Genomic DNA, 14,636 nt, shown 5'->3' with positions numbered 1-14,636 from the left:
GATCATCTGCATAAGATGGCGCTGGTAGGGTGCTGCCAGATTGTGCCTGCTCAACCGCTTGTGGAGCTGGGTTCTTAGCTACATTCCATTGTTGGAAAAGTAGGAAAGAAACCAAAGCCAATGCGATTAACAGGATATTACGTTGAGAATCCATCGTTATTTATCTCTGTCTTGTTTTTGGACTGGTGGAACGGGGTCAAAGCCCCCATCGTTCAAAGGATGGCATTTTAATAGACGTTTGCCTGATAACCAACACCCTTTTACAAAACCGTGAGCTTTCAACGCTTCTATCGCATATAAAGAGCAGGTTGGAGTAAATCGGCAGCGTGGGCCGATGAGTGGACTAATAAACCATCTATAAAAATAGATGGGTATTAGCGCTATCCACGCGAAGGGCGAGACAGGCGAAGCCATAATTTGTCGAGTAGCTTGAACATTTCTTCATTGCTTAAATCTTGCGCGCTCTTCTTAGCGATTACAACAAAATCTTTGTTAGGAAGTTTGTGCTGAGTGTTACGAAAGCTTTCACGAGTAAGACGCTTGAATCGATTACGACCCACGGCTGTTTTAATCTGTTTTTTCGGAACGGCTAATCCAAGACGAGGATTTGAAAGAGAGTTATTTCGAGCAATGATGGTGAAATGAGGAGAGCCAGCTCGATGAGCTTGCTTGAAGACATTTTGATAATGTTCGGGAGTTAACAAGCGTAACTCCCGACCGAAGGCTAGCTTATTCAAAATAATCAAAGATTACTTAGAAAGACGCTTACGGCCTTTTGCACGACGTGCATTGATTGTTGCGCGACCGTTCTTAGTAGCCATGCGAGCACGGAAACCGTGAGTACGCTTACGCTTTAGAACTGTAGGTTGAAAAGTGCGTTTCATTGTAATTACCTTACTGATCAGTAGTTTTAGGTTTTTGTTAAACCCGGCGTGGGCATTTTTTCTCTTCTTTATATAAGAAAGGAAAACCGACGCCTCTCAACAAAGAGGCGGAATTGTAATCACTGTCACAAAAAGTGTCAATGATTGGGTTAACTAAAATTCCGGTCGGGGGATTATACGTAGAATAACTAAAATCACAAGGATCCTTAGTCGATCCCAACCTTATTTAGGAATTTTTTTAATTTAGGATCTTGTGGATTACCAAAAATATCCTGTGGAGATCCCTGCTCGACAATGTGACCGTCAGCCATGAAGATCACTCGGTCTGCGACCTCTCTAGCGAACTGCATTTCATGGGTAACCACCAGCATGGTTTGATGCTGGTTTGCCAATTTTTTCATTAGGTTAAGTACTTCGCCAACCCACTCAGGATCCAGCGCAGAAGTTGGTTCATCAAACAGTAAAAGCTCTGGTTGGAGTGCCATTGCACGGCCAATACCAACACGTTGCTGCTGACCGCCAGAAAGCGCTGCTGGGTAGCTGTCTGCTTTGTCACCTAGGCCGATATCATCAAGTATTTGTTGTGCTTTTTCATAGGCTTGCTGCTTCTTCCAACCACGCACTGTAATCAAACCTTCAGCAATGTTCTGCTTGGCGGTTTGGTGAGCAAATAGGGCATAGTTTTGGAAAACAAAGCCAGTCTTACGTCGTAGTGCTAGCACCTCTGCTTTGGTGTGCTTTTGGGCATCGACTTTGATGTCATCAATCGAGATCGTGCCTTGGTCGGCTTGCTCAAGAAAGTTCACACAGCGCAGTAGTGTCGACTTACCTGTACCACTCGAACCTATGATAACAATAATCTCACCTTGCTTGATTTCTAGGTCGATCCCTTTGAGAACTTCGGTGTCACCAAAGTGCTTGTGGATATTTTGTAATTTGATCATCGTACGTATGCCTTATTCAGTTTCACTTCGGCCCAGATTTGAATACGAGTGAGGATAACCACCACGCCCCAGTAAATAAGAGCAACCGCCAAGAAAGCCTCGAAGAAACGGAAGCTTGAAGATGCCTCCATTTGAGCCTTAGCCATAATCTCAGCCACGCCTAGCGTAAAGGCAAGTGAGGTCGATTTGATCATATCGATGAAGTAGTTCATCAGAGAAGGCAGAGCGACACGGGTCGCTTGCGGCAAGATCACTCGGCGCATCGCTTGGCTAGTCGTCATACCTACCGAAAGGCTCGCTTCCATCTGGCTGCGATCAATACCGATAATCGCGGCGCGAATACTTTCTGCCATGTAAGCGGCAAAGTGCAGGGTTAAACCAATGACTGCAGCACTGAATGCATCTAAGCCAACCATCCACGGGAACACCTGAGGTAAACCGTAATAAAGGAGGAATAGCTGAACCAGCAGTGGTGTGCCACGGAAGAAGCTAATATAAAGTTGGCTGAGTTGGTCGAGTACTGGGATTTTGAACACACGAATGTTTGCCAGTATCACAGACAGGATCAGAGCAAAGAACAAGCCCCAAATCGCCATCTCCATGGTGGTGCCAAGATACTTCAACAGTATCGGTAGCAGCTCTAGCATGTAGTTAAAATCAAATCCCATAATCTATCTCGTATTTTTATTGGAAGCCGCGTGATATCAAGCGTTTTTATCAGTGATATAAAAGCAAAAGCCCACCGCTGTATAAAGCAGTGGGCCTTGAATGGAGAGTGAGTGATTACTTCTGAGTAATGTCCGCACCAAACCATTTCTGAGAGATACTTTCTAGCGTACCATCTGCGCGCATTGCTGCTAATGCTTCGTTTACTTCGGCTTGTAGTTTCTTACCGTTTTCGTTGTCTACGAAAGGCCAAGCATTTTCAATCGTTTCGAATGGCTGACCTGCTAGCTGTAATGGTAGACCAGTCTTCTTGATAAGCTCTAGTGCAGATAGGCGATCCATAACGAATGCATCAGCACGACCAAGAGCGACATCGTGTTCAATACCTGTGTCATAGGTTTTCACGTTGATCTTGCCATCTTTGTCGTAGCTGCGTAGCAGTTGTTCAAAGTTCGAGCCTAGGTTTACCGCAACAGTCTTACCTTCAAGGTCTTCGATACCTTTAATGCTGTCATTACCCTTACGAACGGTAATTTGTGCGCCGTCTACTACGTATGGGTCTGCGAATAGGTATTTCGCTTTACGTGCATCCGTCATTGTAATCTGGTTAGAAATGGTATCGATTCTACCCGTTTCAAGAAGACCAAACAGACCAGAGAAGTTCGCTGTCACGTACTCAACCTTGTAGTCGTTACGTTTACCGATCTCATCCCATAAATCCACTTCAAAACCTTGTAGCTGGTCTTGTTTAACAAAAGTAAATGGGAAATAGCGACCAGACATGCCGACTTTTACTTCAGTCGCAGCTTGAACAGTAGCAGCAGAGAGTGCGATAGCCGCAATTGCAGCCTTAATCCAGTTATTCATTTGGTAACTCCTTATATTTATGGGATTGGATGTTACTGGTAAATTGCTCGATAGAATAAATAACCAGATGTTATTAACCATAACTAGATCGCATTCTCGTTTTGGGGATAACTAGCAAGGATCCGGGCATAAGTGGATCCTTGTGTGAGTAAATTAGGGGCAAGATGTGCGGATCCGCCGGTTAATTACAAATTTATTGTGAATAACTTGGATCTTATTCACTGGATCTGTGATCAATTGCTGGTGATCTGACTTATCAACAGGTAAAATTAGCAGTCATTTCATATTACTTAAATAGAGTGGGGGCACCGTGTCATCTTCGCTTTGGTTGCAGTGTTTGCAACAGCTTCAAGAAGAGTTACCAGCTACAGAATTCAGTATGTGGGTTCGTCCGTTACAAGCGGAGCTCAATGACAATACTCTAACTCTATTTGCACCGAACCGTTTCGTACTCGATTGGGTTCGTGATAAGTACTTAAATAGCATTAACCGTCTGTTGCAAGAATATTGCGGCAACGATATCCCGCATCTGCATTTTGAAGTCGGCAGCAAGCGTGTATCGGCACCTAAGCCGGCAGCACCTGCATCGGCTCCTGCGCCAACTCGTACGGCTGCGGATGTAGCGGCAGAGTCGTCGGCGCCTGCACAGCTGCAAGCTCGTAAGCCTGTTCATAACACATGGCGCGATGAAGAGCCTGTGGATGTGGACATCAACCACCGTTCAAACGTGAACCCTAAACACAAGTTCAATAACTTTGTTGAGGGTAAGTCGAACCAACTTGGTTTGGCTGCAGCACGTCAGGTGGCAGATAACCCAGGCGCGGCATACAACCCACTATTTCTATACGGTGGCACCGGCCTAGGTAAAACTCACTTGTTGCACGCGGTAGGTAATGCCATTGTTGATGGCAAGCCGAATGCAAAAGTGGTTTACATGCACTCTGAGCGTTTTGTTCAGGATATGGTTAAAGCGCTACAAAACAACGCGATCGAAGAATTTAAACGCTACTACCGTAGTGTTGATGCATTGCTTATCGATGACATCCAATTCTTCGCTAATAAAGAGCGTTCTCAAGAAGAGTTCTTCCATACCTTTAATGCGCTGCTTGAAGGCAACCAACAGATCATCCTAACTTCTGACCGTTATCCAAAAGAGATCAACGGCGTAGAAGATCGTCTTAAATCTCGTTTCGGTTGGGGTTTGACGGTTGCGATTGAGCCACCAGAGCTTGAGACGCGTGTTGCGATCTTAATGAAGAAGGCAGAAGACCATCAAATCCACCTTGCAGATGAAGTGGCATTCTTTATTGCTAAGCGTCTGCGTTCTAACGTTCGTGAGCTCGAAGGCGCACTGAACCGTGTTATCGCGAATGCGAACTTCACTGGTCGTCCAATCACTATCGATTTCGTACGCGAAGCGCTACGTGATCTACTGGCACTGCAAGAGAAGCTGGTTACTATCGATAATATTCAGAAGACCGTTGCTGAGTACTACAAAATCAAAGTGGCTGACCTGCTGTCTAAGCGTCGTTCTCGTTCTGTTGCTCGTCCACGTCAATTGGCGATGGCATTGGCGAAAGAGCTGACTAACCACAGCTTGCCTGAGATTGGTGATGCATTTGGTGGTCGTGACCACACCACGGTACTGCACGCTTGCCGTAAGATTGCTCAGCTGCGTGAAGAGAGCCACGACATTAAAGAAGATTATTCGAACTTGATTCGTACCCTTTCTTCTTAATACACAGTATTCTTAACCTTAATAAGCAGAATCTTGGTCACGCACCTATGTTGCGTGCCATTTAGACCGTAAGAGCAAGATATGAAATTTACCATTGAACGTAGTCATCTAATTAAGCCGTTACAACAAGTGTCTGGCGCGCTAGGTGGCAGGCCAACACTTCCAATTCTAGGAAACCTACTAATTAAGGTAGAAGATAACGTGTTGTCGATGACAGCAACGGACCTAGAAGTTGAACTGATCAGCCGTGTAACGCTTGAAGGTGATTTTGAAGCGGGCAGCATTACAGTGCCTTCTCGTAAATTCCTAGATATCTGCCGTGGTTTACCAGATAGCTCAGTGATCACTGTGGTATTGGATGGCGACCGTGTTCAAGTACGCTCTGGTCGTAGCCGCTTCTCATTGGCAACCTTGCCAGCGGCCGATTTCCCTAATATTGAAGACTGGAGCAGTGAAGTTGAAGTGTCTGTGACACAAGCTGAACTGCGTGGTCTTATCGAAAAAACTCAATTCTCAATGGCGAACCAAGACGTTCGTTACTACCTTAACGGTATGTTGTTTGAGATTGAAGGCTCGACTCTACGCAGTGTGGCGACTGATGGTCACCGTATGGCGGTATCTCAAGCTCAGCTTGGTGCTGATTTTGCACAGAAGCAGATCATCGTGCCTCGTAAAGGTGTGCAAGAGCTAGTGAAGCTATTGGATGCGCCTGAGCAACCAGTAACGCTGCAAATTGGTAACTCAAACGTGCGTGCTGAAGTGAACAACTATGTCTTCACTTCGAAGCTGGTTGATGGTCGCTTCCCTGATTATCGCCGCGTAATGCCGCAAAATACCACCAAGACACTAGAAGCTGGCTGTGATGAACTACGTTCAGCGTTCTCTCGTGCAGCGATTCTGTCGAATGAAAAATTCCGTGGTGTTCGCGTGAACCTTGCAGATAGCGAGATGCGCATTACCGCCAACAACCCAGAGCAAGAAGAAGCCGAAGAGATGCTAGACGTGACTTATGATGGTGACGCGCTAGAGATCGGCTTCAACGTAAGCTATGTACTTGATGTATTGAATACACTGCGTTGTGAACAGGTTCGTATCTCAATGTCAGACGCGAACGCGAGTGCCTTGATTGAAAATGCACAAGATGACAGCGCAATGTACGTTGTTATGCCAATCCGTCTATAGAGTTGGTGCCATCGTTAATGATTAATATGATGATGCTATGCCACTCTCTCGTCTAATCGTTAAGCAGTTTAGAAATATTGAAGCCTGTGACATTCAACCGTCATCAGGCTTTAACTTTCTTATAGGGCCTAACGGAAGCGGTAAAACCAGTGTCCTTGAAGCGGTATATCTGCTCGGCCACGGTCGCTCATTTAAGAGTTCCCTAACGGGACGCATCATACAAAATGAGTGTAGCGAGCTGTTTGTGCACGGCCGTTTTATGACCTCGGATCAATTTGAGCTGCCAATTGGCATTAATAAGCAGCGCGATGGTACAACAGAGGTTAAAATAAGCGGTCAAACTGGGCAAAAACTCGCGCAGTTAGCGCAAGTCTTACCTTTGCAGTTGATTCACCCGGAAGGGTTTGATTTACTGACAGATGGACCTAAGCATCGACGCGCATTCATTGATTGGGGAGTCTTCCACAGTGAATCGGGTTTCTATGATGCATGGGGCAGGGTAAAGCGCCTCAATAAGCAGCGAAACGCCTTATTGAAAACGGCAACACACTATCGAGAGCTGAGCTACTGGGACCAAGAACTGGCCCGTTTAGCGGAAAGCATCAGTGAGTGGCGTGCCACCTACGTCAATCAGCTTAAAGAAGTCGCCGAAGAGATCTGCGCGACCTTCCTACCTGAGTTTGAGATAAAGATTAACTATTATCGCGGCTGGGACAAAGATACTCCATACGCCGAGATATTAGAGAAGAATTTTGAAAGGGATCAGCAGCTTGGTTACACCTTTAGTGGACCAAACAAAGCGGACCTGAAGATAAAAGTGAACGGCACTCCAGTGGAAGATGTCTTGTCACGAGGTCAATTGAAGTTGATGGTGTGTGCGTTGCGAGTAGCACAAGGGCAACACCTCACTCAAATGACAGGTAAGCAGTGTATCTATTTAATAGATGACTTCGCTTCCGAATTAGATAGCCAACGCCGCGCACGTCTTGCTGAGTGTTTAAAGGCGACTGAGGCTCAAGTTTTTGTAAGCTCTATTACCGCTGATCAGATTGCAGATATGCATGATGAAAATAGCAGGATGTTTCATGTGGAACATGGCAAAATAGAGCAAGGATAATTAGTCAGAGAGTAACTATGTCAGATAATTACGATTCATCGAGTATTAAGGTACTGAAGGGTCTGGATGCGGTTCGTAAGCGTCCTGGAATGTACATTGGCGACACGGATGATGGTACCGGTCTGCACCACATGGTCTTCGAGGTAGTAGATAACTCTATTGATGAAGCGCTTGCTGGTCACTGTAATGACATCATTGTTACTATCCATGAAGACAATTCAGTATCGGTACGCGATGACGGCCGTGGTATTCCAACTGAAATTCACCCAGAAGAGAACGTGTCTGCTGCTGAAGTAATCATGACGGTTCTTCACGCTGGTGGTAAGTTCGATGATAACTCATACAAGGTATCAGGTGGCTTGCACGGTGTAGGTGTTTCAGTAGTAAACGCACTGTCTAAGCAGGTTACTCTTACTATCCACCGCGGTGGTCAAATCCATACTCAAACGTACCACCACGGTGAGCCTCAAGCGCCACTAGCTGTGATTGGTGATACGGACAAAACGGGTACAGAAATCCGTTTCTGGCCAAGTGAAGAGACATTCTCAAATGTACTTTTCCACTACGATATTCTAGCTAAACGTCTACGTGAACTGTCGTTCCTAAACTCAGGCGTTTCTATCAAGCTAATTGATGAGCGTGAAGAAGATAAATCAGATCACTTCATGTTTGAAGGTGGTATTCAGGCGTTCGTTGATCACCTAAACACCAACAAAACACCAATCATCCAAAAAATCTTCCACTTCGACCACGAACGTGAAGATGGCATTACTGTTGAAGTAGCAATGCAATGGAATGATGGTTACCAAGAGAACATCTACTGTTTCACCAACAACATTCCTCAACGTGATGGTGGTACTCACCTTGCTGGTTTCCGTGCTGCGCTGACGCGTACTCTGAACAGCTTCATGGATAAGGAAGGCTTCTCTAAGAAAGCGAAGACAGCAACATCGGGTGATGATGCTCGTGAAGGTCTGACTGCTGTTATCTCGGTAAAAGTGCCAGATCCTAAGTTCTCTAGCCAAACTAAAGACAAGCTAGTTTCTTCTGAAGTGAAATCTGCCGTTGAACAAGCGATGGGTGAAAAACTGTCTGAGTTCCTTATCGAGAACCCAACAGAAGCGAAAACCGTTTGTACTAAAATTATCGATGCAGCACGAGCTCGTGATGCAGCGCGTAAAGCACGTGAAATGACGCGTCGTAAAGGTGCTTTAGACCTAGCGGGCCTACCAGGCAAGCTTGCAGACTGTCAGGAAAAAGATCCTGCACTGTCTGAACTATACATAGTGGAGGGTGACTCGGCAGGCGGCTCCGCAAAACAAGGCCGTAACCGTAAGAACCAAGCGATTCTTCCACTAAAAGGTAAGATCCTAAACGTAGAGAAAGCACGTTTCGACAAGATGCTTTCTTCACAAGAAGTGGCAACCTTAATCACAGCTCTTGGCTGTGGTATTGGTCGCGACGAATACAACCCAGATAAGCTGCGTTACCACAACATCATCATCATGACCGATGCCGATGTCGATGGTTCGCACATTCGTACGCTACTATTGACTTTCTTCTACCGTCAAATGCCTGAGCTTATTGAGCGTGGCTACATCTACATCGCTCAGCCACCGCTTTACAAAGTGAAGAAAGGCAAGCAAGAGCAGTACATCAAAGATGAAGATGCAATGAACCAATACCAAGTGGCATTGGCTCTAGACAACGCAGCGCTACACGTAAACCCTGATGCACCAGCATTGGCAGGTGAAGCACTAGAGAAGCTAGTTCAGCAATACAACTCTGGTATCAAGCTGGTGGAGCGTATGAGCCGCCGTTACCCACATGCTCTAATGCATGAAATGATCTACATGCCTCGTCTAACTGCAGAGCAGTGTCACGATGAGTCAGCAGTAGAAGCATGGGGCAAGCAGCTAGTAGAACAACTGAACGCGAAAGAGGTTGGTGCAAGCCAGTACTCTCTAGAAGTTGAGAAGCATGAAGAGCTAGGTCTAAGCCTACCTAAGATTGTGGTTCGTACTCACGGTGTGACACACGAACACGCGCTAAGCGTTGATCTGTTTAACTCGAAAGAGTACGGCAAGCTAGCAAGCTTATCAGAAGCGTTAGATGGCCTGATTGAAGAGGGCGCTTACATTAAACGTGGTGAGCGTACTCAAGCAGTATCAAACTTTGTTGAAGCGTTGAACTGGTTGATTAAAGAGTCTCGTCGTGGTCTAAGCCTACAACGATACAAAGGTCTAGGTGAGATGAACCCAGATCAGCTTTGGGAAACCACAATGGACCCAGAGACACGTCGTATGATGCAAGTAACGATTGAAGATGCGGTTGGCGCTGACCAACTGTTCACTACGTTAATGGGTGACCAAGTTGAACCTCGTCGTAACTTCATCGAGGAAAACGCATTGAAGGTTGCTAACTTGGATGTGTAGATTGTCCCCAAAAGCAATCTAAATTCCGTAAAAGACTGCCAGAAATGGCGGTCTTTTTTGTTTTTAAGTGATTGAAAAATATTGAATTGAAAAATAATTGAAAATAATCCCTTGAAACTATTTTGCTCAATCCATATATCTATTTATGAAGAGGATGACTCGTCTTGCTCTACAAGAGAAGAAACAGAACCTTCATTACCGCTGACAAAGTATCGCTCAACAGAGGATAACTTTAGCAGCACACAACTTAAAAATTGATTCACTGTCATGTCCCAGTGTTGTCGCCAATAGAGGTGAAACCCGAGGAATGCGAATTGAATCTCTTAGCTGTTTACTTGGTCTCATACACAGGTTCGATCTAAGTAAAATTCGCAGCTAAGACTATTGCTTACTAAAAGGATAGCATTATGAGAACTGTAGATTTCACTCCACTTTACCGCAACGCAATCGGCTTCGATCGTCTATTCAACATGATGGAAGCGAACACATCGAAGAACACTTCTGGCGGTTACCCTCCATACAACATCGAGCAAAAAGACGAGAACAACTACCGTATCACTATGGCTGTTGCTGGTTTTGCTGATGACCAATTAGACCTGACTCAGAAAGAGAATATGCTAATTGTTAAAGGTGAGCGTAAACCTGAAGCAGAAAAAACCTATGTGTACCAAGGTATCGCCGAGCGTGATTTCGAGCGTAAATTCCAACTAGCAGACTACGTAAAAGTGGTCGGTGCGAGCATGGAAAATGGTCTTCTTCACATCGACCTAGAGCGCGAAATCCCAGAAGCGATGCAACCACGTAAGATTGCTATCAATGGTAATAGCCTACTAGAAGGCTAATACCCGTCATACTTGAAGCTACAGCCCCAATTATTTAGGGTATTCAAGTGACAAACATTATCGGGAAGTAAAAGTGAAAGAGCACCTATGAGGTGCTCTTTTTGTTTGTCCTTCTAACGTCATTCCATAGAGGGAGGAACGACCGAGTAGGGAATCTCTATTTACTTTCGCTGTAAGCCTTTTTCACTTCTTCCGCAATGATCGCAATACCCTTCTGCATCGCTTCATCGTCTTGTACGTAGTTCATACGTAGGCACTGATGAGCATGATCCCACTCGTCTTCTTGGCCGATAAAGAAGTATTCACCTGGAACAATCAATACACCACGAGCTTTTAATCTGTCGTACAGTTCCATGGTGGTGATTGGCAGTTCATCAAACCATAGCCATAAGAAGATAGCGCCTTCAGGTTTGTGAATACGGAAACGCGGGTCATCAATCGCTTCTTGCAGCAGTTCAACGGCGCGCAAAGACTTCTCTTTATAGAAAGGCTTGATCACTTCACTGCTCAAGCGCAGCAGATCACCGTTTTCAATCATGTGGTTGGCGATAGCTGGCCCAACACTGCTTGGCGCTAAGCTGATGATGCCATTCATGTTGGTTAGCGCTTGGGTTACTTCTTCGCTCGCAATCACGATACCGCAACGCACACCAGGCAAACCAAGCTTAGAAAGGCTCATGCACAGAATCGTGTTTTCATTCCAGAATGGTTCCACATCTTCAAAGATGATGTTTGGAAATGGTAGGCCGTAAGCATTGTCGATCAGCAGTGGGATGTTGTTGTCACGTGCCAGCTTATCCAGTTTACGCACTTCTTCGTCGGTCAGTACGTTACCGGTTGGGTTAGTTGGGCGAGACGCACAGATAGCAGCAACGGAGTCATCCACTTTTAGCTGTTCGAAATCGACGTGGTATTTGAACTGGCGGTTTTCTAGTAGCTCGATCTCAGGGTGGTAAGAGATAAAGATGTCGTCATCAATGCCTGCATCACCGTAACCGATGTATTCCGGCGCGATCGGCAGCAAGATCTTCTTATGTGAGCCATCAGGCTGTTGGCCTGCTAGTAGGTTGAATAGATAAAAGAAGCCGCTTTGACTGCCGTTAGTTAGGCTGATGTTCTTCTCGCTGATGTCCCAGCCATAGGTCTCTTTCAGCATAGCTGCTAAAGACTTAATAAAGCTGTCTTTGCCTTGTGGGCCATCGTAGTTGGCGAGGGCGGCGATGAGTTCTCCACTGGCGAGCATGTCGGCACTGGCTTGGTTAAAGTAATCGAGCATGGCAGGGATAGCGGCTGGGTTGCCACCACCAAGCATGATTGCGCCAGGAGTGCGCAGGCCATCATTCAAATCATCCATTAAACGAGTGATTCCAGAGTATCGATTAAACTTTTCGCCAAACTTAGAGAACTGCATTACTTATTTTACCTAATTCATTGTGATTGCTTGTTATGTGTCATTAAGGCAGACCTTATGTCTGCCATCAGTGTAATCCTTGAACATACCGCAATGTTTTTGCGACGCATAGCGCCAAATGCTCTAACACGTAAAAAACTTCTATAAAGTTTGGCTAATGAGTGACTGCTTGCTTATTGCACTAGTTTTTGAGATCAAAAAGGAGAAGCCGAAGCTTCTCCATGAGTTTTGACTGTTTAAACCTGCTGGCTTATTTCGAGCCGGTATACACAACCAACACCTTGTCATCTTGGTATTGGCGCTCAAACGCATAGTAGCCCTTGCTGTTGCGGATGATGTGCTTTCCTTGAGCGACAGCAGGGTGGCGTTGGCGGAATTGTCCGAGTGCTTGCCAGTGCTTTAACAGCTCGGCACGCTCTCCGGTGATTTGCTCCCAAGGCATGTCTGAACGAGTACCCTGCATAGGGTCGGAACCCGTTGGGCCGAAATCACGGGCGATCTCATCTCCGTAATAGATCTGGACTGCACCCGGAGCCAACATCAATGCGTTTGCCGCTTTGGTCTGTTTGGCAAAGTCACTGCCGTGCTGCGTCCAGAATAGCGAGGTGTCGTGAGAGGATAAGTAACTCAACACGTTGAACTCGCTGTCACTGTTGATCTTCTCTGCGTAGCGAAGGTAATCAGCGTCGAGATCAGACAAACATTTGAGCGCCTTTGGTGCGATATCACTCTGGAATTCGAAGTTGATGATCGAATCAAATCCGTTGGCGAAGTAATCTGATTTCACCACGCTGTGTGCCCACACTTCGCCGGTCATCCAAAATGGTAAGTCATCTAAGGCTTTGTCAGGGTTATTCTGTTTCCATTCAGCCAGTGCTTGGTTGGCGCTCTCTTTTAGCTCTGCCCAGGCTTCGAGCTCAACGTGTTTTGCGGTATCGACTCTAAAACCATCCACGCCGTATTCACGAACCCAGTCTGAAAGCCAAGTGATGAGGTGGTCACGGGGTGTTTTGAGTTCATCAGTCGCGCTGGTGGATTTGTTGCGATAGAAGTTCGGGAGCCCTGTGGTTTCCGTCGATTCTGTTTTGAAATCAGGTAAGTGCGCCAATGACATGGTCAGGTTGTTGTAACCCGGAGAGTCGTAAGCACCGATATCGCTGCGCAGCCAGGCTTTGCCCCACCACTTTTCCCACGCTTCTTTATCGCCGTAAGAGATGTAGTTGTTGAAGTAGTGCCAGTTCTGACCTTTTGCGGGTTGCCAATCTGTCCAGTTATCACCAAGCGTTTTTGTTGCTTCTTCATCACTCAGGTTGAGCTTACCAAAGTCGAACTCCTGCATATCGGCCAGGGTAGCGTAGCCAGTATGGTTCATGACTATGTCCCAAACGACACGAATACCTTTGCTGTGCGCAGTATCGATGAAGGTTTTTAGCTCGTCTTCGGTACCCATGTTGCCATCAAGTTTGGTCCAATCTTGATGGTAGTAACCATGGTAGCCATAATGTTTGAAATCACCACGGTCACCGCCGCCAACCCAACCATGTATCTGCTCTAAGGGAGAGGTAATCCAGATAGCATTAGCACCGAGTGACTCTATGTAGTCGAGCTTTTCGGTTAAGCCTGCTAGGTCACCGCCATGGAATGTGCCGATTTCATCGTGTCCGTCTTGGCTACGGCCGTAGCTATTGTCGTTGTCAGGGTTGCCGTTGTGGAAGCGGTCGGTCATCACGAAGTAGACCGTGGCATTATCCCAACTAAAATCTGCTTTGGTTTCAGGCTCAACCTTTTCTAGTAATAAGACGCCTTGGCTACTTTCAGCTGGTTGTATGGTGATACTGCCGTTAGTGACCGTGGTTTGTATTCCGGAAAGGGCATCTCTGATCAAGGTGCCATCATCAAAGGTTTGAGCAACATTGATGGTGGTTGGCCCGTCACTAGGAACCGGACAAGCAAAGCTTTGGGCTTGTTGCTGTTTTGGTTTTATTTGAACCGTTAACTCATTGGTTTGCGGGTTGAGTGTAAATTGGTAGGTATTCGCGCGAAAGACCTTAATAGCGAGCTCTGATTTCTCAGCGCAATCGTCTAGGCGAAGGGGTTTATTGAATTTAATGCGACTCTCTTCCGCCAGTGCATAGTTGGTGCCACAGGTATTTTTACTGTCGCTGATAGAGAAGGTATAGCTACCTTTAGCGAGTTCCTGTTCTGCGATTACAGTGCCTTTGCCTGACGATTCGAATACCACGGTCTCGTTATCAATCGTCAGTAATAGGTTGTTGTCGCTGGTTTGGCTGCATGCGCTGAGTGCAAGCATTGAAAGTGCGAGTACTGTTTTTTTCATTGTTCCCTTCCCCTGAATAAACAGGTCAGTTATAGCAAACAATGCCCTATACAGTCTGAGTGCTGATTCATTCAGTTAATCAATAACACCTCTACAAACAAATGCTTGGTTCACAAAAACAAAAAGGGAAGCTTTCGCTTCCCTTTGGGTGTTTACCTTTTGTTGCTCAGAGCATCGCTTTGAACAGCTTTCTCACTCGTACTTATTTTTGT

At 46.0% G+C, this 14,636-nt stretch carries 13 protein-coding genes; 5 read left to right on the top strand and 8 right to left on the bottom strand.

Annotation, left to right across the window (positions count from 1 at the left end; all coding sequences use genetic code 11):
• Nucleotides 1–156: 156 nt before the first annotated feature.
• The 6 genes from yidD to BCT81_RS26305 all read right to left on the bottom strand — a co-directional run bounded on the left by yidD (nucleotide 157) and on the right by BCT81_RS26305 (nucleotide 3,361).
• Nucleotides 157–414 (bottom strand): membrane protein insertion efficiency factor YidD, encoded by a 258-nt coding sequence (yidD, locus tag BCT81_RS26330; protein ID WP_102426369.1) that lies wholly within the window; start codon nucleotides 412–414, stop codon nucleotides 157–159.
• Nucleotides 381–704 carry a ribonuclease P protein component gene (gene rnpA / locus BCT81_RS26325; RefSeq protein WP_017055478.1) on the bottom strand — a complete coding sequence of 108 codons (324 nt, stop codon included), beginning with the start codon at nucleotides 702–704 and terminating at the stop codon, nucleotides 381–383. Before rnpA ends, yidD begins: the two co-directional genes overlap by 34 nt.
• A gap of 45 nt (nucleotides 705–749) precedes the next feature.
• Nucleotides 750–884: a 50S ribosomal protein L34 gene (gene rpmH, locus BCT81_RS26320; RefSeq protein ID WP_004735800.1), complete on the bottom strand. Its 135-nt coding sequence runs from the start codon at nucleotides 882–884 to the stop codon at nucleotides 750–752.
• 206 nt (nucleotides 885–1,090) lie between these two features.
• Nucleotides 1,091–1,828, bottom strand: coding sequence for an amino acid ABC transporter ATP-binding protein (locus BCT81_RS26315; protein WP_008224668.1), 738 nt, complete (start codon nucleotides 1,826–1,828; stop codon nucleotides 1,091–1,093).
• Entirely contained in the window at nucleotides 1,825–2,496 is a 672-nt protein-coding gene (locus BCT81_RS26310) for an amino acid ABC transporter permease (RefSeq protein ID WP_004739268.1), read from the bottom strand. The genes BCT81_RS26315 and BCT81_RS26310 overlap by 4 nt, the downstream gene beginning before the upstream one ends.
• A 115-nt stretch (nucleotides 2,497–2,611) precedes the next feature.
• A complete protein-coding gene (locus BCT81_RS26305; RefSeq protein ID WP_102426368.1) occupies nucleotides 2,612–3,361 on the bottom strand; it encodes an amino acid ABC transporter substrate-binding protein in 750 nt (249 codons plus the stop codon).
• 310 nt (nucleotides 3,362–3,671) lie between these two features.
• Between BCT81_RS26305 and dnaA the strand changes: the two genes are divergently transcribed.
• The 5 genes from dnaA to BCT81_RS26280 all read left to right on the top strand — a co-directional run bounded on the left by dnaA (nucleotide 3,672) and on the right by BCT81_RS26280 (nucleotide 10,675).
• Nucleotides 3,672–5,099, top strand: a complete 1,428-nt coding sequence (gene dnaA / locus BCT81_RS26300) for a chromosomal replication initiator protein DnaA (protein ID WP_004739264.1) — start codon at nucleotides 3,672–3,674, stop codon at nucleotides 5,097–5,099.
• A gap of 81 nt (nucleotides 5,100–5,180) precedes the next feature.
• Nucleotides 5,181–6,281 (top strand): DNA polymerase III subunit beta, encoded by a 1,101-nt coding sequence (gene dnaN, locus BCT81_RS26295; protein ID WP_063522131.1) that lies wholly within the window; start codon nucleotides 5,181–5,183, stop codon nucleotides 6,279–6,281.
• A gap of 37 nt (nucleotides 6,282–6,318) precedes the next feature.
• Complete coding sequence (recF, locus tag BCT81_RS26290) at nucleotides 6,319–7,398, top strand: DNA replication/repair protein RecF (protein WP_004739261.1); 1,080 nt, start codon at nucleotides 6,319–6,321, stop codon at nucleotides 7,396–7,398.
• A 17-nt stretch (nucleotides 7,399–7,415) separates the two neighbouring features.
• Nucleotides 7,416–9,833: a DNA topoisomerase (ATP-hydrolyzing) subunit B gene (gene gyrB / locus BCT81_RS26285; protein ID WP_102426367.1), complete on the top strand. Its 2,418-nt coding sequence runs from the start codon at nucleotides 7,416–7,418 to the stop codon at nucleotides 9,831–9,833.
• A gap of 407 nt (nucleotides 9,834–10,240) precedes the next feature.
• On the top strand, nucleotides 10,241–10,675 hold the full coding sequence (locus BCT81_RS26280) for an Hsp20 family protein (RefSeq protein WP_004739258.1): 435 nt from the start codon (nucleotides 10,241–10,243) through the stop codon (nucleotides 10,673–10,675).
• Nucleotides 10,676–10,832: 157 nt separating this feature from the next.
• Here BCT81_RS26280 and BCT81_RS26275 read toward each other — a convergent pair whose 3' ends face one another.
• Nucleotides 10,833–12,086: a valine--pyruvate transaminase gene (locus BCT81_RS26275; RefSeq protein WP_102426366.1), complete on the bottom strand. Its 1,254-nt coding sequence runs from the start codon at nucleotides 12,084–12,086 to the stop codon at nucleotides 10,833–10,835.
• 250 nt (nucleotides 12,087–12,336) lie between these two features.
• Nucleotides 12,337–14,424 carry an alpha-amylase gene (locus BCT81_RS26270; RefSeq protein WP_102426365.1) on the bottom strand — a complete coding sequence of 696 codons (2,088 nt, stop codon included), beginning with the start codon at nucleotides 14,422–14,424 and terminating at the stop codon, nucleotides 12,337–12,339.
• Nucleotides 14,425–14,636 lie beyond the last annotated feature (212 nt).

This window comes from Vibrio sp. 10N.261.52.A1, from assembly GCF_002876325.1.
Classification (GTDB): Bacteria; Pseudomonadota; Gammaproteobacteria; order Enterobacterales; family Vibrionaceae; genus Vibrio; species Vibrio chagasii.
The sequence above is the reverse complement of the archived record's forward strand: the minus strand, read 5'-3'. Positions and strand labels throughout refer to the sequence as shown.

What these genes read in the sequence shown, in the direction of transcription:
- yidD (WP_102426369.1), bottom strand. Translation starts at nt 414, where the DNA reads ATGGCTTCGCCTGTCTCGCCCTTCGCGTGGATAGCGCTAATACCCATC.
- gyrB (WP_102426367.1), top strand. Translation starts at nt 7,416, where the DNA reads ATGTCAGATAATTACGATTCATCGAGTATTAAGGTACTGAAGGGTCTG.
- BCT81_RS26305 (WP_102426368.1), bottom strand. Translation starts at nt 3,361, where the DNA reads ATGAATAACTGGATTAAGGCTGCAATTGCGGCTATCGCACTCTCTGCT.
- BCT81_RS26270 (WP_102426365.1), bottom strand. Translation starts at nt 14,424, where the DNA reads ATGAAAAAAACAGTACTCGCACTTTCAATGCTTGCACTCAGCGCATGC.
- BCT81_RS26275 (WP_102426366.1), bottom strand. Translation starts at nt 12,086, where the DNA reads ATGCAGTTCTCTAAGTTTGGCGAAAAGTTTAATCGATACTCTGGAATC.
- BCT81_RS26310 (WP_004739268.1), bottom strand. Translation starts at nt 2,496, where the DNA reads ATGGGATTTGATTTTAACTACATGCTAGAGCTGCTACCGATACTGTTG.
- recF (WP_004739261.1), top strand. Translation starts at nt 6,319, where the DNA reads ATGCCACTCTCTCGTCTAATCGTTAAGCAGTTTAGAAATATTGAAGCC.
- dnaN (WP_063522131.1), top strand. Translation starts at nt 5,181, where the DNA reads ATGAAATTTACCATTGAACGTAGTCATCTAATTAAGCCGTTACAACAA.
- BCT81_RS26315 (WP_008224668.1), bottom strand. Translation starts at nt 1,828, where the DNA reads ATGATCAAATTACAAAATATCCACAAGCACTTTGGTGACACCGAAGTT.
- rpmH (WP_004735800.1), bottom strand. Translation starts at nt 884, where the DNA reads ATGAAACGCACTTTTCAACCTACAGTTCTAAAGCGTAAGCGTACTCAC.
- BCT81_RS26280 (WP_004739258.1), top strand. Translation starts at nt 10,241, where the DNA reads ATGAGAACTGTAGATTTCACTCCACTTTACCGCAACGCAATCGGCTTC.